This window comes from Streptomyces sp. NPDC041124 (genome assembly GCF_055592385.1).
Window position 1 is genome coordinate 81,073 of the sequence record NZ_JBVIYR010000002.1, and the last position, 21,362, is coordinate 102,434.

Annotated in this window: 21 protein-coding genes and 2 pseudogenes; 14 read left to right on the plus strand and 9 right to left on the minus strand. The window is 72.7% G+C overall.

What is annotated here, in order from left to right; genetic code table 11:
- Positions 1–87 precede the first annotated feature (87 nt).
- The 4 genes from ectA (at position 88) to thpD (ending at position 3,276) form a co-directional block, all read left to right on the plus strand.
- Positions 88–594: a diaminobutyrate acetyltransferase gene (ectA, locus tag ACZ6A9_RS04735; protein WP_228968191.1), complete on the plus strand. Its 507-nt coding sequence runs from the start codon at positions 88–90 to the stop codon at positions 592–594.
- Positions 595–664: 70 nt separating this feature from the next.
- Positions 665–1,936: a diaminobutyrate--2-oxoglutarate transaminase gene (gene ectB, locus ACZ6A9_RS04740; RefSeq protein WP_468978391.1), complete on the plus strand. Its 1,272-nt coding sequence runs from the start codon at positions 665–667 to the stop codon at positions 1,934–1,936.
- Positions 1,937–1,971: 35 nt separating this feature from the next.
- The gene (locus ACZ6A9_RS04745) at positions 1,972–2,370 is read left to right on the plus strand and encodes an ectoine synthase (RefSeq protein ID WP_468978394.1); all 399 of its coding nucleotides are present in this window, start codon (positions 1,972–1,974) and stop codon (positions 2,368–2,370) included.
- Positions 2,371–2,376: 6 nt separating this feature from the next.
- The gene (gene thpD, locus ACZ6A9_RS04750) at positions 2,377–3,276 is read left to right on the plus strand and encodes an ectoine hydroxylase (RefSeq protein ID WP_468978399.1); all 900 of its coding nucleotides are present in this window, start codon (positions 2,377–2,379) and stop codon (positions 3,274–3,276) included.
- 98 nt (positions 3,277–3,374) lie between these two features.
- Here the strand turns inward: thpD and ACZ6A9_RS04755 are convergent, their stop codons facing one another.
- From ACZ6A9_RS04755 to ACZ6A9_RS04765, 3 genes are all read right to left on the minus strand, one after another.
- Positions 3,375–4,427, minus strand: a complete 1,053-nt coding sequence (locus tag ACZ6A9_RS04755; RefSeq protein ID WP_468978405.1) for an aminotransferase class V-fold PLP-dependent enzyme — start codon at positions 4,425–4,427, stop codon at positions 3,375–3,377.
- A gap of 69 nt (positions 4,428–4,496) precedes the next feature.
- Positions 4,497–5,240 (minus strand): DsbA family oxidoreductase, encoded by a 744-nt coding sequence (locus tag ACZ6A9_RS04760; RefSeq protein ID WP_468978408.1) that lies wholly within the window; start codon positions 5,238–5,240, stop codon positions 4,497–4,499.
- A 107-nt stretch (positions 5,241–5,347) separates the two neighbouring features.
- Positions 5,348–5,956, minus strand: coding sequence for a DUF1349 domain-containing protein (locus tag ACZ6A9_RS04765; protein ID WP_468978411.1), 609 nt, complete (start codon positions 5,954–5,956; stop codon positions 5,348–5,350).
- A 137-nt stretch (positions 5,957–6,093) separates the two neighbouring features.
- Here ACZ6A9_RS04765 and ACZ6A9_RS04770 point away from each other — a divergent pair.
- A pseudogene (locus tag ACZ6A9_RS04770) lies at positions 6,094–6,357 on the plus strand (response regulator transcription factor); the annotation flags it as partial.
- A gap of 6 nt (positions 6,358–6,363) precedes the next feature.
- On the opposite strand, the gene ACZ6A9_RS04775 reads toward ACZ6A9_RS04770, so the two are convergent.
- A complete protein-coding gene (locus ACZ6A9_RS04775) occupies positions 6,364–7,893 on the minus strand; it encodes an aldehyde dehydrogenase (NADP(+)) (RefSeq protein ID WP_468978416.1) in 1,530 nt (509 codons plus the stop codon).
- A 141-nt stretch (positions 7,894–8,034) separates the two neighbouring features.
- Between ACZ6A9_RS04775 and ACZ6A9_RS04780 the strand changes: the two genes are divergently transcribed.
- From ACZ6A9_RS04780 to ACZ6A9_RS04805, 6 genes are all read left to right on the plus strand, one after another.
- The gene (locus ACZ6A9_RS04780; RefSeq protein WP_228968182.1) at positions 8,035–8,808 is read left to right on the plus strand and encodes an IclR family transcriptional regulator; all 774 of its coding nucleotides are present in this window, start codon (positions 8,035–8,037) and stop codon (positions 8,806–8,808) included.
- A 3-nt stretch (positions 8,809–8,811) separates the two neighbouring features.
- Positions 8,812–9,285, plus strand: a complete 474-nt coding sequence (locus ACZ6A9_RS04785; RefSeq protein ID WP_468978423.1) for a GNAT family N-acetyltransferase — start codon at positions 8,812–8,814, stop codon at positions 9,283–9,285.
- Positions 9,286–9,366: 81 nt separating this feature from the next.
- The gene (locus tag ACZ6A9_RS04790; protein WP_468978425.1) at positions 9,367–10,368 is read left to right on the plus strand and encodes a hypothetical protein; all 1,002 of its coding nucleotides are present in this window, start codon (positions 9,367–9,369) and stop codon (positions 10,366–10,368) included.
- Entirely contained in the window at positions 10,365–11,663 is a 1,299-nt protein-coding gene (locus tag ACZ6A9_RS04795; protein ID WP_468978429.1) for a sensor histidine kinase, read from the plus strand. The genes ACZ6A9_RS04790 and ACZ6A9_RS04795 overlap by 4 nt, the downstream gene beginning before the upstream one ends.
- Positions 11,660–12,322, plus strand: a complete 663-nt coding sequence (locus ACZ6A9_RS04800; protein ID WP_468978431.1) for a response regulator — start codon at positions 11,660–11,662, stop codon at positions 12,320–12,322. Before ACZ6A9_RS04795 ends, ACZ6A9_RS04800 begins: the two co-directional genes overlap by 4 nt.
- 100 nt (positions 12,323–12,422) lie before the next feature.
- Positions 12,423–13,880, plus strand: a complete 1,458-nt coding sequence (locus ACZ6A9_RS04805; protein WP_468978434.1) for a peptidoglycan D,D-transpeptidase FtsI family protein — start codon at positions 12,423–12,425, stop codon at positions 13,878–13,880.
- A gap of 82 nt (positions 13,881–13,962) precedes the next feature.
- Here the strand turns inward: ACZ6A9_RS04805 and ACZ6A9_RS04810 are convergent.
- Positions 13,963–14,126: pseudogene (locus tag ACZ6A9_RS04810) on the minus strand (NCS2 family permease); the annotation flags it as partial.
- A gap of 214 nt (positions 14,127–14,340) precedes the next feature.
- Between ACZ6A9_RS04810 and ACZ6A9_RS04815 the strand changes: the two are divergent.
- From ACZ6A9_RS04815 to ACZ6A9_RS04825, 3 genes are all read left to right on the plus strand, one after another.
- Positions 14,341–14,916, plus strand: a complete 576-nt coding sequence (locus ACZ6A9_RS04815) for a SigE family RNA polymerase sigma factor (protein WP_468978436.1) — start codon at positions 14,341–14,343, stop codon at positions 14,914–14,916.
- Positions 14,916–15,761 (plus strand): hypothetical protein, encoded by an 846-nt coding sequence (locus ACZ6A9_RS04820; protein ID WP_468980617.1) that lies wholly within the window; start codon positions 14,916–14,918, stop codon positions 15,759–15,761. Before ACZ6A9_RS04815 ends, ACZ6A9_RS04820 begins: the two co-directional genes overlap by 1 nt.
- 83 nt (positions 15,762–15,844) lie before the next feature.
- A complete protein-coding gene (locus ACZ6A9_RS04825; protein WP_468978438.1) occupies positions 15,845–16,678 on the plus strand; it encodes a pectate lyase in 834 nt (277 codons plus the stop codon).
- Between the two features lie 162 nt (positions 16,679–16,840).
- On the opposite strand, the gene ACZ6A9_RS04830 is transcribed toward ACZ6A9_RS04825, so the two are convergent.
- The 4 genes from ACZ6A9_RS04830 to ACZ6A9_RS04845 form a co-directional block, all read right to left on the minus strand.
- Positions 16,841–17,905 carry a dienelactone hydrolase family protein gene (locus tag ACZ6A9_RS04830; RefSeq protein ID WP_468978440.1) on the minus strand — a complete coding sequence of 355 codons (1,065 nt, stop codon included), beginning with the start codon at positions 17,903–17,905 and terminating at the stop codon, positions 16,841–16,843.
- A complete protein-coding gene (locus tag ACZ6A9_RS04835; RefSeq protein WP_468978442.1) occupies positions 17,902–19,023 on the minus strand; it encodes a pectinesterase family protein in 1,122 nt (373 codons plus the stop codon). The genes ACZ6A9_RS04830 and ACZ6A9_RS04835 overlap by 4 nt, the downstream gene beginning before the upstream one ends.
- A 74-nt stretch (positions 19,024–19,097) precedes the next feature.
- Complete coding sequence (locus ACZ6A9_RS04840) at positions 19,098–20,432, minus strand: pectate lyase family protein (RefSeq protein WP_468978446.1); 1,335 nt, start codon at positions 20,430–20,432, stop codon at positions 19,098–19,100.
- A gap of 32 nt (positions 20,433–20,464) precedes the next feature.
- On the minus strand, positions 20,465–21,262 hold the full coding sequence (locus tag ACZ6A9_RS04845; protein ID WP_468978450.1) for a rhamnogalacturonan acetylesterase: 798 nt from the start codon (positions 21,260–21,262) through the stop codon (positions 20,465–20,467).
- Positions 21,263–21,362: the final 100 nt, after the last annotated feature.

Here is a 21,362-nt window from a genome sequence, read left to right on the forward strand (position 1 = left end):
CCCGTACGCGCGATAACACAGATCGAGCTCGTACGTAACCCCGACAGGCGATGCAATTTTGAATTTACCTGGGTAAGTTCAATTTGCATGACTGCCGCACAAGCAGACCTGCAAATCGACCGCCCCACCGTGGCGGACGGAGCCGAGCTGTGGCGAATAGCCAGGGACTCGAAGGTCCTCGACCTGAACTCGTCGTACAGCTATCTGCTGTGGTGCCGTGACTTCGCCGCCACGTCGGCCGTCGCTCGTGACGAGCACGGCGCGCCGATCGGCTTCGTCAGCGGATACCTGCGGCCGGACAGCCCGCGCACCCTGCTCGTCTGGCAGGTCGCGGTCGACGCGTCCCACCGCGGCCGCGGTCTGGCCGCCGCCCTGCTCGACGGTCTGGCCGCCCGGACCGCGGCCGAGCACGGGGTGGACACCGTGGAGACCACCATCACGCCGGGCAACACCGCGTCCGAGCGCCTGTTCACCGCGTTCGCGGAGCGCCACGGCGCTCTGCTGGAGCGCGAGGTGCTGTTCGACGCCGGCCAGTTCCCTGACGGACCGCACGACCCCGAGGTCCTGTACCGCATCGGGCCGTTCGCGCTCTGAGGCGCCCGGCCCGACCCCCCTGAACTTCCGACTCCCTCTGACTTCCCACGCCACCGAGGAGCGATCCGCCGTGACCATCACCCAGCCCGACCTCAGCGTCTTCGAGACCCTCGAGTCCGAGGTGCGCAGCTACTGCCGCGGCTGGCCCACCGTCTTCGACCGTGCGCACGGCAGCCGCATGTACGACGAGGACGGCCATGAGTACCTCGACTTCTTCGCCGGAGCCGGCTCACTCAACTACGGGCACAACAACCCCGTCCTGAAACGGGCGCTGATCGACTACCTGGAGCGGGACGGCGTCACGCACGGCCTCGACATGTCGACCACGGCCAAGCGGGCCTTCCTGGAGTCCTTCCAGAACTACATCCTGCGCCCGCGCGACCTGCCGTACAAGGTGATGTTCCCGGGCCCGACGGGCACCAACGCCGTGGAGTCCGCGCTGAAGCTCGCGCGGAAGGTGAAGGGACGCGAGGCGATCGTGTCGTTCACCAACGCCTTCCACGGCATGTCGCTGGGCTCGCTCGCCGTGACCGGCAACGCCTTCAAGCGGGCCGGTGCCGGCGTCCCGCTGGTGCACGGCACGCCGATGCCGTTCGACAACTACTTCGACGGCAAGGTCGAGGACTTCCTGTGGTTCGAGCGGCTCCTGGAGGACCAGGGCTCCGGCCTCAACAAGCCCGCCGCCGTGATCGTCGAGACCGTGCAGGGCGAGGGCGGCATCAACGTCGCCCGGCCCGAGTGGCTGCGCGCCCTGGCCGAGCTGTGCGAACGCCAGGACATGCTGCTCATCGTCGACGACATCCAGATGGGCTGCGGACGTACCGGTGCCTTCTTCTCCTTCGAGGAGGCCGGCATCACGCCCGACATCGTCACCGTGTCCAAGTCGATCAGCGGCTACGGACTGCCGATGGCGCTCACCCTGTTCAAGCCGGAGCTGGACGTCTGGGAGCCGGGCGAGCACAACGGCACCTTCCGCGGCAACAACCCCGCCTTCGTCACGGCCACCGCGGCCCTGGAGGCGTACTGGGCGGACGGCTCCGCGATGGAGAAGCAGACCCGTTCGCGCGGCGAGCAGGTCGAGCAGGCGCTGATCGCCATCACCGAGGAGAACCTCGCCGACGTCAAGGAGTACCGCGGCCGCGGCCTGGTCTGGGGCCTGGAGTTCCACGACAAGGAGCGCGCGGGCCGGATCGCCAAGCGCGCCTTCGAACTCGGGCTGCTCATCGAGACGTCCGGCCCGGAGAGCGAGGTCGTCAAGCTGCTCCCGTCCCTGACCATCACCGCGGACGAGCTGGACGAGGGCCTCACCGTCCTCGCCCGCGCCGTCCGCGAGACCGCCTGAAAGACACACCCGAGCCGAGGAGGCATCGCAACACCGTGATCGTCCGTTCGTTCAAGGACCTCGAAGGCACCGACCGGCACGTGAAATCCGCGTCCGGCACGTGGGAGAGCAAGCGGATCGTCCTCGCCAAGGAGAAGGTCGGCTTCTCCCTGCACGAGACGATCCTGTACGCGGGTACGGAGACGTCGATGTGGTACGCGAACCACATCGAGGCCGTCGTCTGCACCAAGGGCGAGGCCGAACTGACCGACCGCGAGACCGGGGAGACGTACCGCATCACTCCCGGCACCATGTACCTCCTCAACGGCCACGAGCGGCACACGCTCAAGGTCAAGGAGGACTTCCACTGCATCTGTGTCTTCAACCCGCCCGTCACCGGACGGGAGGACCACGACGAGAACGGCGTGTACCCGCTGCTCACCGAGGAGGTGTGAGTCACCGTGACCACGACGACCACGAACGTCACCGACCTCTATCCCACCCGCGGCGCCACCGAGGTGGCGACTCCCCGGCAGGACCCGGTCGTCTGGGGCTCCCCGGACACCCCCGGGCCCGTGTCGGCCGGTGACCTCCAGGCGCTGGACCGCGACGGCTTCCTCGCCATCGACCAGCTCATCGGTCCCGACGAGGTCGCCGTGTACCAGCGGGAGCTGGAGCGGCTCGTCACCGACCCGGCCGTCCGCGAGGACGAGCGCTCGATCGTCGAGCCGCAGTCCAAGGAGATCCGGTCCGTCTTCGAGGTCCACAGGATCAGCGAGGTCTTCGCGAATCTGGTGCGCGACGAGCGGATCGTCGGGCGGGCCCGGCAGATCCTCGGTTCGGACGTCTACGTCCACCAGTCGCGGATCAACGTCAAGCCGGGCTTCGGGGCCAGCGGCTTCTACTGGCACTCGGACTTCGAGACCTGGCACGCCGAGGACGGCCTGCCGAACATGCGCACCATCTCGGTCTCGATCGCGCTCACCGAGAACTACGACACCAACGGCGGTCTCATGATCATGCCGGGGTCGCACAAGACGTTCCTCGGGTGCGCGGGGGCCACGCCGAAGGACAACTACAAGAAGTCCCTGCAGATGCAGGACGCGGGGACGCCGTCCGACGAGGCGCTGACCAAGATGGCGTCGGAGTACGGCATCAGGCTGTTCACCGGCAAGGCCGGTTCGGCGACCTGGTTCGACTGCAACGCCATGCACGGTTCCGGCGACAACATCACGCCGTTCCCGCGCAGCAACGTGTTCATCGTGTTCAACAGCGTCGAGAACGCGGCGGTCGAGCCGTTCGCGGCACCGATCCGGCGACCCGAGTTCATCGGGGCGCGGGACTTCACTCCGGTGCGGTAGTCGCCGTGACGGCGTGGTAGTCGCGCCACCAGGACCGCGGGCCGGGGCCTCCTCGTGTGGGACAGGGAGGCACCGGCCCGCTGCCGTGTGCGGTGGCGTCAGCCGGACAGGGCGTCGAGCAGCCGGTCCACGTCGTCGGCCGTGTTGTACAGGTGGAAGGACGCCCGCAGGTTGCCCGCACGGTCGGACACCTGGATGCCGGCGGCCGCCAGTTCCGGCTGGAGGTGGCCGAGTCCGGGCACGGACACGATCGGGGAACCGGGCGCGGGCACGGGCGTGTGCCCCAGGTCCGCGAGCCCGGCGCGGAAGCGCTCGGCGAGGTTCAGGTCGTGGGCGCGGACGGCGTCCACGCCGATCTCCTCGACGAGTTCGAGGGAGGCCCGCAGGCCCGCGTAAGTGAACAGGGCCGGGCTGGAGTCGAACCGCCGGGCCGAGTGGGCGAGTTCGGCGACGGGGCCGTAGCAGCTGGCCCAGGGGTGCTCCGCCGCGGCCCAGCTCGCCTGGACCGGCGGAAGGTCGCCGAGGTCCTCGGGCACGACGAGGAAGGCCGCCCCATGCGGTCCGAGCAGCCACTTGTAGGTGATGGCGACGGAGTAGTCGAAGGTGCCGGCTTCCATGGGCAGCCAGCCGGCCGCCTGGGAGAAGTCGACGTAGGTGCGCGCCCCGTGCGCCCGGGCCGCCTCGCCGAGTGCCGTCAGGCCGGCGATCCGGCCGTCGGCGGACTGGACGGCGCTGACGGCGACCAGCGCGGTGCCCGGCCGCACCGAGTCGGCGACCCGCTCCAGCGGAACGGCCCGCACCTTGAGGTCGCCCCGGGTGTGGAACGGGTTGAGTACGGAGGTGAAGTCGTCCTCCGCGGTGAGGACTTCGGCGCCCGGCGGCAGGGAGGCCGCGACCAGCGAGGTGTACAGCGCGGCCGTGGCGCCGGCCGCGACCCGCTCGACGGGGACGCCGGCGAGCCGGGCATAGGCGGCCCGGGCGGCCTCGACGTCGGTGTACAGGGGGTCCAGCGAGCGGCCCTCCACGCGCAGCCGCACGGCGTCCTGGAGCGCGGTCGCCGCGCGGGCCGGCAGCAGGGCGCTGGCCGCGGTGTTCAGGTGGGTCGTCTTCGGGGCGAACTCGGCACGGACGAGGTTCTCCACAGTCTCCATGGGTCCACTGTGCGGCCTCGGGATCTCCCCGTCCACGGCCGGGAGGTGCGCGCTGTCGCCAGGTAGTGCTTACGCGTCCGTCCCGACCTGCGCCTTCCCCTGCTGCGGCACCGCGCATCCGTCCGGGCCGCAGGCCTCGGCTCCGGCGCCGCCGTCGACCAGCCGCAGCGGCGGCCGGTCGCCCCAGGCCCGGGTGAGCGCCTGGGTGAAGACCTCGGCGGGCTGGGCGCCGGAGACGCCGTACGTGCGGTCGATGACGAAGAACGGCACACCGTTCGCGCCGAGTTCCGCGGCCTCGCGTTCGTCGGCGCGGACCTCGTCGGCGTACGCCCCGGGGTCGGCGAGGACCTCGCGGACGGCGCCGGTGTCCAGGCCGGCCTCGCCGGCGAGCTCGACGAGCCGTTCGTCGTCGTCGAAGACGGACCGCTCCTCGGCGAAGTTCGCCGTGTAGAACCGGTCGAGCAGCTCCTCCTGGCGTCCCCGCTCGCGGGCGAAGTGCAGCAGGCGGTGCAGGTCGAAGGTGTTGCCGTGGTCGCGGTCCCGGGTGCGGTAGGGCAGGCCCTCGGCGGCGGCCTGGGCGCCCAGGTTGTCCTCGCCGGCCTGGGCCTGCGCCTCGCTCATGCCGTACTTCCCGGTCAGCATGGTGATCACCGGCTGGACGTCGCCCTTGGCGCGGCCCGGGTCGAGCTCGAAGGAGCGGTGCACCACCTCGACCTGCTCACGGTGCGGGAAGGAGGCCAGCGCCTTCTCGAAACGGGCCTTTCCGACATAGCACCAGGGGCAGGCGATGTCGCTCCAGATCTCGACGCGCATGAATCGGCTCTCTCCAGGGTCGTACGGATACGTACGGGTACGGACGTTCGGGTGCGGAGGCTTTCTCCGTAAATGGATGAACCTTCAAGCAGCCGGTTCCATTCCCGTCAGCTGCCGTCCCGCAGATCACGCGGCCAGTGCGGCCGGTACTCCAGATGGTCGTAGGTCACCACGCAGCCCTCCCCCATCGGTGACTGCGCCATGAAGCCGACCAGGGCGGCGCCGGTCTCCTCCTCGCCGCCGAGGGTGAAGAGCCGGACGAAGGTCCACAGCTTGCCGTCGCGCGAGGCGTGGAAGGCGAAGGCACGGCCGGTGCGGCTCACCCGGAGCCAGACGGAACTGCCGTCGACGGTGAAGGAGTTGGCGTCGTCCGAGTGGCCCCGGGTGACCACGGTGCAGACGGTGGGCACGTCCGGGGAGTACTCCAGGCAGAGCTTGGCCCAGGCCCGCTCGCCGACATGGACGTACAGCACTCCGGCGTCGAAGGAGCCGGCGAAGCCGGCCGTGACCCGCGCGATCAGCTGGAAGTCGCCCTCGGGGGCGCCCAGCAGGCGCGGCGCGTCGGCGGCGGGGTCCAGGGCCTCGCCGGTGGGCGGCACGAAACGGTCCTGCCGGGGTCCGGCCCATCCGGTGAGGACGCCGTCCTCGTAGGACCAGGAGCCGTCGGGGCCGTAGGTGCGCAGGAGGAAGGGGAGTTCGGCGATTTTCAGGTCCATGGCGGAAGTGTCCCAGGCACGGCCCGCCACCGGGGCCGAGGGGTGAGGTCGAAGTGGTACGGCCACATGAACGGCACGAGGGCGAGTCTCCGTCAGTCGACGTCCTCGACGACCCGAGAGGACAGGGGCGTCGGCCGCACATCGTGGACACGCTCGCCTCCCCCGCCGCGACCGTGCGCGGCGAGGAGGCGCGCCGGCGCCTGACGGACCGCGAACGCGAGGTGCTGTCCCTGCTCGGCGAGGACCTGTCCCACGCGGACGCCGGCGCCCGGCAGCACATGAGCGAGGCCACGGTGAAGACGCACGTCAGCCGCATCCTGACCGAGCTCGACCGCGACAACAGGGTGCAGGCGGCGCTCCTGGCCCGGGACGCGGGCCTGGAGCCGACCGCCGCGGGGTGAGCGTCCTCAGCGCTCCAGGGCGCCGTTGAACCTCCGGGGCAGCCCCAGGGGGTTGGCGTCCCTGAGTTCCGGGGGCAGGAGCGCCTCGGGGGTTCCCTGGTAGACGACCGGCCGCAGCCAGCGCTCGATGGCCGTGCCGCCCACCGAGGTGGAGGTGGAGGTGGTCGCCGGGTACGGGCCGCCGTGGTGCTGGGCCGGGGCGACCGCGACGCCGGTCGGCCAGCCGTTCACCAGGACGCGTCCCGCGAGCGGCGTGAGGTCCCGCACCAGTTCGGCCCCGCGGCCCTCGCCGGCCGCCTCCGCGGCGGAGAGCTGGACCGTCGCCGTGAGGTTGCCCGGCAGCCGGGACAGCACACCGCGCACCTCGTCGTCGTCCTCGTAGCGGGCCACCACGGTGACCGGTCCGAAGCACTCCTCCAGGAGCAGGTCGTGCGCGCCCTCCTCGGCCAGCCGGCTCGCGGGCACGGTGAGGAAGCCCGCGCTGACGGTGTGCTCACCGCCCGCGCCGGGGGTCACCGGGGACTCCACGCCGGGCAGCCCGGTGCGCTCGGCGACACCGGCGACGAAGTTGTCCCGCATGCGGTGGTCGAGCAGGACGCCCGCCTCGGTGTCGCTGACCGCCTCCGTCAGGGACGTGAGCAGCGCGTCGCCGGCCGGTCCGGCGGGGGCGAGGACCAGGCCCGGCTTCACGCAGAACTGGCCGACGCCGAGCGTCATCGAGCCCGCGAGCCCGGCGCCGATGGCCTCGCCGCGCTCGGCGGCGGCGGCCTCGGTGACGACGACCGGGTTCAGGGAGCCCAGTTCACCGTGGAAGGGGATCGGCACGGGCCGGGCCGCGGCCGCGTCGAAGAGGGCGCGGCCGCCGCGGACGGAACCGGTGAAACCGGCGGCCGCGACCAGCGGGTGCTCGATCAGCCGGATGCCGGCCTCGAAGCCGTGCACCAGGCCGAGGACGCCGCCGGGGATGTCGTGCCGGGCGGCGGCCCGGCGCAGCACCGCGGCGACCAGCTCGGACAGGGCGGGGTGGTCGGGGTGTGCCTTGACGACGACCGGGCAGCCGGCCGCGAGCGCGCTCGCGGTGTCGCCGCCGGCCACGGAGAACGCGAAGGGGAAGTTGGACGCCGAGTAGACGGCGACGACACCCAGCGGGATCTTGTAGCGGCGCAGGTCCGGCACGGGCGGGGTGGCGGTGTCGTCGGGGTGGTCGATGACGACGTCGAGGAAGGCGCCCTCGTCGACGATGCCGGCGAAGGCGCGCAGCTGGTAGCAGGTGCGGGCGAGTTCGCCGGTGAGCCGGGCCGGGCCGAGCGCGGTCTCCGCGTCGGCGGCCTCGACGAGCCGGTCCCGGGCCGCCTCCAGCTCGTCGGCGGCGGTGCGCAGGAAGGCCGCGCGGACGCCGCGGTCCGTCAGCGCGCCGCGCGCGTCCTGCGCGGCGCGCACGGCGGCGTCCACCTCCTGGGCCGTGGCCTCCACCGCAACCTGTTCCCGCTGCTTCCCGGTTCGGGGGTCGACACTCCAGACTGGTGCTGCTGCCACCGGGGTCCCTCCACTTGATCGCCGCGTGCGATGCCGCAGTATGTACGTCATCCATCAGCGGTGTTCGATATGCTGAACGCTGTCTCTGTAGATGAATGCGCTTCGGAGACTATTTCCCGGCGAACGAAGGGGTCAAGGGCGATGTCGGCTGGCGAGACGGGCGGCGGGGCGCAGGTCAAGTCCGCGGTGCGGACCGTTGAACTGCTCGAATTCTTCGCCGGGCGCCCCGGCATGCACTCCCTGGCGGCGGTCCAGGAGGCCGTCGGCTACCCCAAGTCGAGCCTCTACATGCTGCTGCGCACGCTCGTGGAGCTCGGCTGGGTGGAGACCGACGCGACGGGCACGCGGTACGGCATCGGCGTGCGGGCCCTGCTGGTGGGCACGTCGTACATCGACGGCGACGAGGTCGTCGCGGCCGCCCGGCCCACGCTGGACCGGCTCTCGGACGACACCACCGAGACCATCCACCTCGCCCGGCTCGACGGCACCAACGTCGTCTACCTCGCCACCCGCCAGTCGCAGCACTACCTGCGTCCCTTCACCCGGGTCGGCCGCCGACTGCCCGCGCACTCCACGTCGCTGGGCAAGGCGCTGCTGAGCACGTACTCCGACGAGCAGGTGCGCAAGATGCTCCCGGAGACGCTGCCCGCCCTGACCGAGAACACCGTCACCGACCGGGAGCAGCTCATCGAGGAGCTGCACCAGGTGCGGGAGCAGGGCTTCGCCGTGGACCGCGAGGAGAACACGCTGGGGCTGCGCTGCTTCGGCGTGGCCATCCCGTACCGCACCCCCGCGCGGGACGCGATCAGCTGCTCCGTGCCGGTGGCCCGGCTCACCCCCGCGCACGAACAGATGGTCAAGGACGCCCTGTTCGACGCCCGCGACCGGCTGACCCTGGCCACCCGGAGGCTCTGAACCGTGGACATCGCCCTGCGACCGGTACACGACAGCGATCTGCCGGTCTTCTACCGCCAGTCGAACGACCCGGAGGCGCTGCGCATGGCCGCGTTCACCCCGGAGGACCCGGCCGACCGGGACCGCTTCGACGCCCACTGGGCCCGTATCCGCAGCTCGCCGGAGATCGTGGCGCGCACCGTGCTCGTCGACGGCGACGTGGTCGGCAACGCGGCCGTCTACGGGGAGGCGGGCGAGCGCGAGGTGACCTACTGGGTCGACCGCGCCCACTGGGGCAAGGGCATCGCCACGGCCGCGCTGCGCGCCCTGCTGGCCGAGGTGGACGAACGCCCGCTGTACGCGCGCGTGGCCGCCGACAACGAGGCGTCGCTGCGGGTGCTGCGGCGCTGCGGCTTCACGCTCTCCGGGCGGGCCACGGCGTACGCGCCGGGGCGCGGCGGGGAGATCGAGGAGCTGGTGCTCGCGCTGGAGGGCTGACCCGGCCCTCCCCCGCGCGGCGGAGGCGGATCGCCGCCGCGCAGGACGTGGCGGCGGGCCGCCGCGCGGGAGTGTGAGGGCATGTCGCAGACACTCTCCTCCCCGGTCGTCACCGGCGGCCGCGCGCTCCCCCGCTCCCGCAGGCTGCTGCGTGCCGTCGCCGTCGCCGCCTGCCTGCCGTACCTCGGCCTCAAGACCGCCTGGGTGGCGGGCAGCCGGATCGGCATCCCGGCGGGCAGTCCCCTGCTGGACCATCCCGCCGCCATGGCCGCCGCCAACGTACTGACGATCCTGATGGACGGCGCGGTGATCGTGCTGGCGCTGCTGCTGACCCGGCCGTGGGGCCGCGCGGTGCCCGCGTGGCTGCTCACGGTGCCGATGTGGGTGGCGACGGGACTGCTGGCGCCGGTCATGGCCGGCTATCCGCTCCAGATGCTGGTGCGCGCCCTCGGCGGGAGCGCCGCGGGCACCTCGGGCGGCGGCGAACCCTTCCTGCACGCGTGGGTCTTCACCGTCGTCTACGCCGGGTTCATCGTCCAGGGCCTCGCCCTGGGTGCCCTGTTCGCGCTGTACGCACGGGACCGCTGGGGCCATGTGTGGCGGGGCCGCGTGGGGGACCTGCCCGCCGGGGCGGCGGGGGCGGCGCAGCGGCGCCTCGCGGTGGCCGCCGCCGTGCTCGTGCCGTTCCCGCTGGCGCTGCGGACGGTGTGGGCCTGCGGCGGCACCACCGGGCTGAGCGAGGGCGTCGTCGCGGACCGGGGCAGCGACTTCCACGTCCTGGAGTCCCTGTACGTGGTCTTCCTCCTGGCCGCGGTCACCGGGGGCCTGGTGCTGGCCTTCCGGTGCCTTCCCGCGCTGCCGGTGCGGGTGCCGCTGGCCCTGGCCGGGATCGGGTCCGGTGCCGTGGCCTGCTGGGGCGGCTGGATGGCGGCGGCCGCGCTGGTCGCCCCGGGCGATCCCGCCGACGGTCCGACGGCGACGGTGCTGCTGACCTACGCTGGCCAGATGATCGTCGGCCTGCTCGTCGCCACCGTCGGCGCCCGCTTCCTCGCGGCACGGTCCGCGCGGCACCCGCTGACGTGAGGGCCGTCCTGCGGCCGCTGTTCGGCCGCCGGGCGCGGCTGCGCTGGATCCACCTGATCCTGGGCGGCGCGCTCGCCATGCCGTACGTGCTGGTCGGCTCGCTCGTCGTCGGCCCCCTGACCGGCTCCGGCGAGGTCTTCTCCTCGACGGCCGCGCAGCTCGCCTCGTTCGCCGTCGGTCTGCCGCTCGCCGCCGTGACCTCCCTGTTCCCGCTGACCCGGCCGCTGGAGAGCGCCGCGGTGCGCTGGCTGTGCGGGGTGGACCCGGCCCTGCTCTCCGACGGGCCCGCCCGCGGCCGGGCCGCGAAGGGCCGTACGGCGGCCTGGTTCACGCTGCACCTGGGGCTCGGCGGGATCGTCGCGGGGATGTCGCTGGCGGTGCCGCCGTTCGCGGCCGTGCTGCTCGCGCTGCCGCTCGCGGCCGGACCGGGCGGTCCGCCGCTCGGACTGCCGGAGGTCTTCGGGCACACGTGGGCGGTGGCGCTCGCGCCCGTCGCGGGCGTGGCGTCGCTGCTCGCGACGGCCGCCTGCGCGGCGGGGGCGGGCGCGCTGCTGGCCCGCAGGGCGCCCGCGCTGCTCGGCCCGGCTCCCGAGGACCGGCTCGCCGCCGCCGAGGCACGCGCCGCCGACCTCGCCGTGCGCAACCGGCTGGCGCGCGAGCTGCACGACTCGGTGGGGCACGCGCTGAGCGCGGTGACCCTCCAGGCGGGCGCGGCCCGCCGGGTCCTCGACCACGACCCGGAGTTCGTCCGCGAGGCCCTCACCGCGATCGAGGAGACCACCCGGCGCACGGTCGGCGAACTCGACGCGGTGCTCGCCGTGCTGCGGGACGGTGACGCGCCCGGCACGGCCCCGGCCCCCACCCTCGCCGCCGATCTGGACGGTCTGCTGCGCCGCACCCGGGCGGCCGGGGCGACGGTGACGGCCGCGGTCGGCGCGCCGCTCACCGCCTTGCCGCCGGTGCTCTCCCGGGAGGCCTACCGCATCGTCCAGGAGGGCTTGACCAACGCGCTCCGGCACGCCGGTGCGGACGTCCCGGTGACCGTCCGCGCCGAACTGTGCGCCGGCGGGCTGGAGATCACCGTGGAGAACCCCTGCGCGGGGCCCGCCCCCACCCGTCCCGGCGGCGGCCACGGCCTGGCCGGCATCGAGGCCCGCGCGCGCCTCCTGGGCGGCATGGCGTGGGCGGGCCCGGCGGACGGCACCTGGCGGCTGCGCGTACGGCTGCCCCTGACCCGCCCGCCCGCCGATCCCCGCCCCGCCGCACCGCGTCGACTTCCCGAGGAGGCCCCATGAGCGGCCCCGCCCCGATCCGCGTCGTCCTCGCCGACGACGAGCGCATGGTCCGCTCCGCCCTGCGGGCCATCCTGTCCGCCGAACCCGGCCTGGAGGTGGTCGGTGAGGCCGCCACGGGCGCGGAGGCGGTGTCCGTCGTGCGGGAACGGCGGCCGGACGTCGTGCTGATGGACGTCCGCATGCCGGAGGTCGACGGCATCCGCGCCACCGAGCGGATCCTCACCGGCCTCGACGCGCCACCCCGGATCCTCGTCGTCACCACCTTCGAGAACGACGCGTACGTGTACGACGCCCTGCGTGCCGGGGCCGCGGGATTCCTCCTCAAGCGGGCGGAGGCGGACACGCTGGTCGGAGCCGTGCGGCTGGTGGCCCGCAGCGACACACTGCTGTTCCCGGCGGCGGTGCGCGCCCTCGCCACCGAGCACGCGCGGGCGCGCCCCGCTCCGCCCGCGTGGGTGGCGCGGCTGACCGGGCGCGAGAGCGAGGTGCTGCGGCACATGGCGGGCGGGCTGACCAACGCCGAGATCGCCCGGCGGATGGAGGTCGGCGCGGCGACGGTGAAGACGCACGTGGCCTCGGTGCTGGCCAAGACGGGCACCCGGGACCGCACCCAGGCCGTCATCGCGGCGTACGAGGCGGGCTTCCTGCGCGGGAGGTGAGCGAAGGGCCCTCGTCAGCGAGCCGTCCTTCATGAACGCCCGATGAGAAACCGGCCGGAAGGGAACGATTCCCCCTTTCCCGTTCGTCTGTCCGGACGCGATGAACATGACGATCAGGCGTGTCTCGGTCTGCACGCTGCTCCTCGTGCTCGCCCTGCTGGTCAGGGCGACCTGGGTGCAGTTCTACGAGGGCCGGGCACTGGCGGACGACAGCGACAACCGGCGCAACGCGATCGAGACGTACGCGGAGCCGCTCGGGAACATCGTCGTGGCCGGCGAGTCCATCACCGGTTCGGCGCGGACGGAGGGAGGCGACCTCGCGTACAAGCGCACCTACGACAACGGCCCGTTGTACGCGGCGGTGACGGGTTACGCCTCGCAGGCCTACGCGCCGACCCAGCTGGAGGGGGTCTACGCCGACCTGCTCAACGGCACGGATCCCCGGCTGAGGACGGTGATGGACACCGTCACCGACCGGCGGGCCGAGCCCGGCACCGTGGTGACGACCATCGACCCGGCGGTGCAGAAGGCGGCCTACGAGGCGCTGGGCGACAAGAAGGGCGCCGCGGTCGCGATCGACCCGGGAACCGGCCGGATCCTCGCGGTGGTGTCGACCCCGTCGTACGACCCGGCGTCGCTGACCGACGCCAACACCGCGGGCGCGGCCTGGAAGAAGCTCACCGCGGACCCGGACAAGCCGCTCACCAACCGCGCGCTGCGTCAACCGCTGCCGCCGGGCTCGACGTTCAAGCTGGTCGTCGCGGCGGCCGCGCTGGAGGAGGGGCTGTACGGCTCGGTGGACGAGAGGACCGACAGCCCCGACCCGTACCCCCTGCCGGGCACGGTCAGGGACCTGACCAACGAGAACCCGGACGCGCCCTGCGAGAACGCCTCGATCCGGGTCGCGCTCCAGTACTCCTGCAACAACGTCTTCGCGAAGATGGCCGTCGACCTCGGCGAGGACACGGTGCGGGCGACGGCGGAGAGGTTCGGCTTCAACGACACGACGCAGGACGTGCCGGTGCGCGCCCACACCAGCGTCTACCCCTCGGACATGGAACCGTCGCAGACGGCGCTGACCGGCATCGGCCAGTTCGACGTGACGGCGACCCCGCTGCAGATGGCGATGGTGTCGGCCGCGCTGGCCAACGGGGGCGAGCTGGTCGCGCCGCACATGGTCGGGCAGATCACCGACGGCGGCGGCGACGTGCTGGAGGACCACGACGGGACGGCGTCGACCGAGCGGGTCGTGAGCGCCTCGACCGCCGGGCAGCTCCGCTCGGCGATGGAGACGGTCGTCGAGGAGGGCACGGGGTCGAACGCGCGGATCGCCGGGGCCACGGTGGGCGGCAAGACCGGCACCGCGCAGCACGGTGAGAACAACAGCCGGACGCCGTACGCCTGGTTCACCTCGTACGCCGCCTCCGAATCCTCGGACAAGGAGGTCGCCGTGGCGGTGGTGGTGGAGCAGTCCGACGCGGCCCGCTCGGAGGTCAGCGGGAACGGTCTGGCGGCCCCGGTCGCCAGGGCCACGATGGAGGCGGCCCTGCGGGACTGAACCTTTCCCGCCGCCGGTACGTCTGTACGGACGGGCCGCCCCCATCCCCCCGGGGGCGGCCCGTCCTCTTGCCTCCGGGGCGCTACCCGGCGCCGAGCAACTGCTCGATCGGGTCGATGGCGAAGTACACCAGGAACATCGCCGTCGGTGATGGAGTAGGTGAACGGCATCACGGCGATGGCCAGGAACCGCCGGGACGGCGATCTCGTAGCGGTCCCGGTCGATGTGCTTGACCTGGGTCATCATGTCTTCTGCTGCGCCTGGGACATGCGATGCTCCTGGTTTCCGGGAAGATCGCGGGCGAACGCCGGCCGATTGTGCCCGGATCACGCTGCGTTCGTGTGTGGTTCGTGTGACGGATCGGCATACCGGCGGACCGGACATCGTTCGGCCCTCCGCACAGGTGCGCGAAGAGCGCTGCTACGCTGCGGGTTTCACGCTGTGCGAGGGGAGGTCGCCCGTGGGCGCCGTCGTCGACGACACCGCCTCTGTGGAGTTCCACGCGTTCTTCGAGCGCCATTACGCCGAACTGTCGAGGCTGGCCCATCTGCTGACGGGTGAGGCGGACAGCGCCGACGATCTGGCCGCGGACGCTCTGCTGGCGCTGTGGCACCGCTGGGACCGGGTGCGCGCGGCCGACCATCCGGTCGCCTATGCCCGGGGTGTGGTGGCGAATCTGGCCCGCACCCGGATCCGCAGCGCGGTGCGCGAGCGGCGGAGGGTCGCGCTGTTCTGGTCGCCGCGCGAGGAACGCACCGAGAATCCCGATGTGCCGGGGGTGGTGGACGTGCAGGGGGCACTGCGCCGGCTGCCGTTCCGCAAGCGGGCGTGCGTGGTGCTGCGGCACGCCTTCGACCTCTCGGAGAAGGACACCGCGCTGGCTCTGGGCATTTCGGTGGGTACGGTGAAGAGCCAGACCTCGAAGGGGATGACCGAACTGCAGCGGCTGCTGGGCACGCAGGAGGTGCCACGACGGTTTCAGGCGGCGGTGGCGACGACCGCGCGGGCCGACGAGGCCGCGGGAAGGGACCGATGATGCGGCGGGACGTGCACGAGGAGCTGCGCGCCCGGCTGCGGGAGGCGGCCGGGTCGCACGATCCGGACCGGGAGCGCATCCTGGCGCGGGTGGAACGCGGCATGGTCCGCCCGGCCCGTCCGGAGCACCGGGCCAGGCGTCCGCCGCTGTTCGGCTGGGTGCGGGTGGCCGGAGCCACGGCCGCGGTCGCCGGAGTGCTGGCGGTGGGCGGTTACGCGGTGGCGTCGGCGGTGAAGGACGAGGAGGCCCCGCAGCAGGTGGCCGTCTCACCGACGCCCGCACCGTCCCCGGAGGCGACGAGCCGGCCGCCCGAGCCGCCGCTCAACCCTTCGCCGGACGCCCCGGACAAGCCCCGGGACACGGCTGCCGCCTCCGGGACGCCGGGTTCGTCCGCCGGTCCGGACCGGCCGCCGGCCGGGGTCGAGGACGGCCCGCTGTGGTCGGACGGTTCGGTGGACCCGCACAGCAACGAGTTCTGGGCGCAGAGCAATGTGACGCTCAAGACGAAGGACCGGCTGACCGCGCTCACGGTGGTGCTGCGGATCGAGCAGACCGGCGGGGTGTCGTCCGCCGGCGCCTGGCGTTCGCTGCCCGAGGGCGACTTCGACCTCGCGGTGGACGAGCGGGACGGCTTCCTCGTCTACACCTGGACACTGAAGGACGGGCGTACGGTCCCGGCGGGCGAGTGGGTGTTCGCGGGCCAGTACAACCACGAGCGGGGCGGGCGGGACGCCGGGGGCGACCGGTACACGGCGCACGCCGGCTCCGGGTCGCAACGGCACGCCGTCGGCGGCGACTTCGCTGCGCAGGACGACAAGGACGAAGCGGACGACGAGGATTCGTAGAAAAACTTCGCCGGACGCGGCAACCCTTCCGGCGGCGGTGGCGACCAGGAGACGTACCAACTCCCTTACGCAAGGAATCGGGCATGACTGCACGAGCCGAACAGCGCGCTTCCCACCGCCGCCGCACCACCAAGCGGCGGGCCCTGATCGCCGGGATGTCCGCGCTCGGCATCACGGGCGCCGCGATCGTCACCACGTCGATGCTGTCGACCGCGGGCGCCGCCTCGACCTGGCCGTCCGACACGGGCAGCAAGCCGGTGTCGAAGACCGTCCCGGTCTCCGGTGTCTACGACGGCGGCATGAAGAAGTTCTACGGCACCGGCGCCCTGGGCGGCGACAGCCAGGACGAGGGCCAGGACCCCGTCTTCGAGCTGGCCGACGGTGCCACGCTGAAGAACGTCATCATCGGCACCCCCGCCGCCGACGGCGTGCACTGCAAGGGCAGTTGCACCCTGCAGAACGTGTGGTGGCTGGACGTCGGCGAGGACGCGGCCAGCTTCAAGGGCACGTCGTCGTCGGCGCAGTACAAGGTGATCGGCGGCGGCGCGAAGAAGGCCGACGACAAGGTGCTGCAGTTCAACGGCGCCGGCACGCTCACCGTGACCGGCTTCCGGGTGGAGGACTTCGGCAAGCTGGTGCGCTCCTGCGGCAACTGCAAGAAGCAGTACAAGCGTACGATCGTGCTGAACGACATCGACGTGGTCGCACCCGGCAAGTCGATCGTCGGCGTCAACGAGAACTACGGCGACACGGCGACCCTGCGCAACGTCCGCATCCACGGGGACGGCAAGAAGAAGATCGAGACCTGCGCCCGCTACACGGGCAACAGCAGCGGCAAGGAGCCCAAGAAGCTGTCGCCGGTCGGCCCGTACGGCAAGGCCTGCAACTTCAAGGCGTCGGACATCACCTACAAGTGATCGGCCGGCCCGGCCCCCCGGGCCGGTTCGCGTCGTCCGAGCCCCCCTCGGACGCGCACCGGAGGCCGTGACCGAGCCCCCACTCGGCCGGCCCGCAGAACGCCCCCGCCGGTGACGACCGGCGGGGGCGTTCCCGTACCCGTCCTCCCGGGTCCGGCCCGCTCACAGGACGGAGGCCAGCCAGGCGTACACCTCGTCCTGCATCCCGGCGTCGAAGGCGTGGCCGTGCTCGGGCCAGGTCTCCAGCCGCAGCCGTTCCCCGGCGTCGCAGGCGCGCCAGACGGCGCGCAGCCTGTCGTACGCGGCCCGCACGCCGTCGGCGGGGAACAGGGGGTCGCGTCCGCCGTGGAGGAACAGCATCGGTTTCGGTGCCGCGATGGCCGCCACGTCGGGGATGTCGAGGTGGCGGGCGAGCCCGGGGTGGAGCATGTGGAACGCCGACTGCCCGCGCAGGGTGTTGTTGCCGGGCACCATCATCTCCTTGAGCCCGGTCATCCAGCACACGCTCGCCGCCGCCGCGACGTGGTCGCTGAGCGCCGCGGCCTGCCAGGCGCGGTAGCCGCCCATGGAGAAGCCGACGGCGGCGACCCGGCGGGCGTCCACCCGGTCCAGCCCCGCGAGGAAGGCGGCGGCCCGCTGGTCCTCCCGGGCGTGGAGTCCGGCGAGGGAGGAGCCGAGGTGGTAGAGGTCGCTCGCCAGCGCCTGCTGCTGCTCGTACGCGAGCGGGCCGCGCTCGCCCCAGCCGAGCCCGTCCAGGCAGAGCACGACGTGGCCGCGCCGGGCGAGTTCGTCGCCGGTGAAGCGGCCGCCGTAGTACCGCCCGGCCCACTCCTCGGCGGAGGCGAGCCGGGCGTCGTCGTACCAGGGCCGGACGCACTTCTCCTTGCCGATGTCGAAGCGGGAGCCGTGGTCGTGGAGCAGCAGGACGGCCGGGAAGGGGCCGGTACCGTGCGGGGTGAGCAGGGCGCCGCCCACCCGGGTGCGGCGGGTGAGCGAGAGCGTCACCAGTTCCCGCCGGTACCCGTCCGCATCAGGTCCGCTCGTGTACTCGGGCGCGTACGGGACCGCGTGCTGCTCCGGCACGATCAGGTGCCGCTCGACCACGGTCCGGGCCTCCCGGCGCCACCGCGCGACGTCGCGGACGGGCGAGGTGCCCCAGGCGAGCGGGAAGGTCAGGTCCTCCTTGAGCGCCTGGTGCAGGCCGGGCGGGCCCGGGACGGAGGTCACCCGCGGGGCCTCCAGTCGCCCAGGAACGTCTCCCGGGTGTGGGAGGCGGCCTCGGCGCGGGACAGCTGGGGCCGGTTGCCGGGCACGTCGATCACCGCGCCGGGGCCGGTGTTGCGGTACTCGGCGAACCGCTGCTCCTGCCAGGGGTGGCCGCTGGACATGTTCGTGTACGGCGCGACCGCGTCGATGCCGGCACCGAGCCGGGTCTCCCGGACGGTGAGCATCGGGCGGGCCGTGGGGTCGGAGCTGGGCACCCAGGGGCGGGCCAGCTTGTAGTACCCGTCGGGGGCCTCGCTGCTGATCCTGCTCCTGGTCACCAGGTAGCCGTGGGGGTTGGCGCCGGCGGTGGAGGGCGCGAAGACGAAGCCGTACGGGGCGCTGGTGAGGTCGGGGCGGATCAGGGTGCGGAAGTGGCAGTGTTCGAAGACGGCGGTGGCACGGCCGAAGACGAAGTCGACGTCGCCCTCGACGTAGCAGTGGGCGAAGTACTGGCGGGCGAAGGTGCCCAGGGACGTCGAGTCGGCGTACAGGGTGTCCTGGTGGCCGAGGAACCGGCAGTGGGTGAAGGCGCTGCGGTCGCCCTGCACCTTGAGGGCGACGGCCTGGGTGCCGCTGGTGCCGGGGAGGTCGCCGCGCAGCCAGTCGTTGGCGAAGGTGATCCAGCGGGCGGTGAAGCCGTCGGGGCGCAGGGTGGTGGTGGCCGAGCCGGAGGTGCCGAGGGTGCCGGTGCCGTCGGGCCTGGGCGTGCCGGCCGCGTTGTCGTAGACGATCACCACGTCGCGGGGATCCTCCGAGGCGCCGATCCAGGTCATGCCGGTGCGGTCGGCGTCGACGGAGACGGTCTCGCGGTAGACCCCGGGCGCGATGACCAGGGTCCGTCCGGTGCCGGTCGCGGCGGTGACGGCGGCCCGGACGCCGGTGAAGTCGCCGGCGCCGCGCGGGTGGACGTACAAAGTGCGGGGGGTGAGGCGGGCGGACGGTGAGCCGTAGCGGCCGAACGGGCCGCGGGGCCGGTGGCCCGCCTGCGCGGGCGCGGCGGACACGGCGGACAGGGCGAGCGCGGTACCGGCCGTGGCGCCGGTGAGCAGGAAGTTCCTGCGGGACAGGGACGAGGGCATGCGGGTGCTCCTTGGGTGGCGGCCGGTGCGGGCCGCAGTGGGGGCGGACCGCACCGGCCGGCTGTGGGCGGGGGTCAGCCGATGCGGCCGGCCCCCGCGCCGTGCTTGACCAGGGCCGGGACCGCCCACGCCGGGTGGACCGCGGTGCGCAGGGTGGGCGTCCAGCCGGCGCCGGACCTCAGGGGTGTGCCGGGGAGCTCGGCGTTGTGTGCGGCGATCAGGTCGGTCGGCCTGCCGTTGACGAGGTTGTGGCGGGCGGTGAGCGGCGAGTCGTTCCACCGCTTGAGGATCTTGGCCGGGCCGATGCCCTTCGCCAGGGTGAAGGCGTTGTGCTCGGCGACGAGTTGGGATTCCTTGCCGATGCCGAAGCTGTAGGAGTAGCCGGCCTCGGCCACGAAGTGGTTGTTGTAGACGTCGACCTGGCCGAAGCGGACGCGCGGGGCGCGCTCGACCAGGCCGGAGAACAGGTTGTGGTGGAAGGTCACCTTCAGCCTGCCCCGGTCGCCGGCGGCGGTGGACTCGCTGTCGCTGTTGCCGATGAGGATCGTCTTGTCGTGCTCGGTGAAGACGTTCCAGGAGGCGGTGACGTGGTCGGCGCCCCGGACGATGTCCAGTTCTCCGTCGTGCTGCTGGTACAGCATGCCGAAGTGGGTCGGGGCCTCGCTGTCGGGGTGCTCGCCGTCGGTGAAGGTGTTGTGGTCCAGCCACACATGGGTGGAGCCGTACACGACGGCGGTGTCGTACTCGGAGTTCCAGTTGCCCTTGTCGCCGTCGGTCGGGTCCCACTGCGGGAAGCAGTCGAGAGGGCTCTCCAGGGTGAGGTTGCGGACGATGACGTTGTCCACGCCCTTGATCTGCAGGCTGGCGCCCTTGATGCCGGCGTTCCGGCCGACCCCGATGATCGTGGTGTTGGAGGGGACGTTCGCCTTGATGGCGGTGTCCTGGGCGGCGGCGGAGGCCCTGCGCAGCCCTTCCGGGCTGTCGTCCGGCTCGGCGCTCAGGTCCTGCTCCAGGCCCCAGGTCTCCGGCGCGTACGCCTCCAGGTAGGCGTCGAAGTCGTAGCCGGGCGCGGCGAACGCCTCGCAGCCCTCGAAGACCGCGTCGATGGTCCCCTTCACCTTGATGATCCTCGGTGCGTCTCCGCCGTCCGCCAGGGCCGCCTTGAACTCGGCCCAGGTGCGCACGGTGTACACGTGCTCGCGGTCGGCGGCGGCGCCTCCGGTGGTGCCGGTGCCGTGGGAGGCCCAGCCGTCGCCCGCGCCCAGCGTCTGCCGGGCGGGGTCACGGTGGTGGTGCGAGGGGGAGTGCGCCTGGGCGCCCGTGCCGGTCAGCGCCAGGACGAGGGCGGTGCAGCCGGCCAGCGAGGCGGCTCTCACTATGGCATGCCCATGCCATCCAGATGTGCTCATGGTGCGGCTCTCCTTCTCGTGGTCCGGGGGTGTTACGCGACGGCCTGCGGCCAGGTGATCCACGCCTCGGGGATCTCCGCGTCCAGCCGCCGCACGTCGCGCGGCGCGAGCACCCGGGTGCGCAGCAGCTCCCGGGCGGCCAGCCGCGCCACGGCGATCGCGCCCGGCGGGTTGAAGTGCGTGTTGTCCTGCTCGGACGCCGTCCAGTTGAAGTACTTCTTGGTCTCCTCGGCCCCGAGCTCCTGCCACAGCGCCAGTGACAGCGCCTGGACGTCGAGCAGCGGAACCCGCTCCCGGCGCGCCAGCGACCGCATCGCCGCCGGGTACTCCCCGTGGCTGGGCACGGCCCGCCCGTCCGCGTCGAAGCGCCGCCGCTCGACGGCGGTGGCCAGCACGGGCCGGGCGCCCCGGGCCCGCGCCCCGTCGAGGTACATCCGCAGGTACTCCTGGTACGTCGTCCAGGGCTCGGTGTAGCGGCTGGGGTCGGCGCTCTTCTCGTCGTTGTGCGCGAACTGGACCAGCAGGAGGTCGCCGGGCCGGATCGAGGAGAGGATCCGCTCCAGCCGCCCCTCGTCGACGAAGCTCTTCGAACTCCGTCCGTTCACGGCGTGGTTGGCGACGTCGAGATGCCGGTGCAGCAGGAACGGCAACGCCATGCCCCACCCGGTCTCCGGGGCGGCGTCGGCGTACTTCTGGGCCGCGGTGGAGTCACCGGCGATGTAGAGGGTGCGGTGCCGGCGTCCACCGGCATGGGCGACGCCGGCCGCGGCGAACGCCAGGGGCAGGGAAGCGACGGCAGCGGAGGCGACCTGTCTGCGGCTGAGTGACATGCCGGTGGCCCTTTCGACTGAGTGGGGGACGGACCCGCCTGGGGACGTGGGGCTGCGTCGATGCGGCCCCGCCACGTGGGCGCGACCGGCCGGGGGCGGA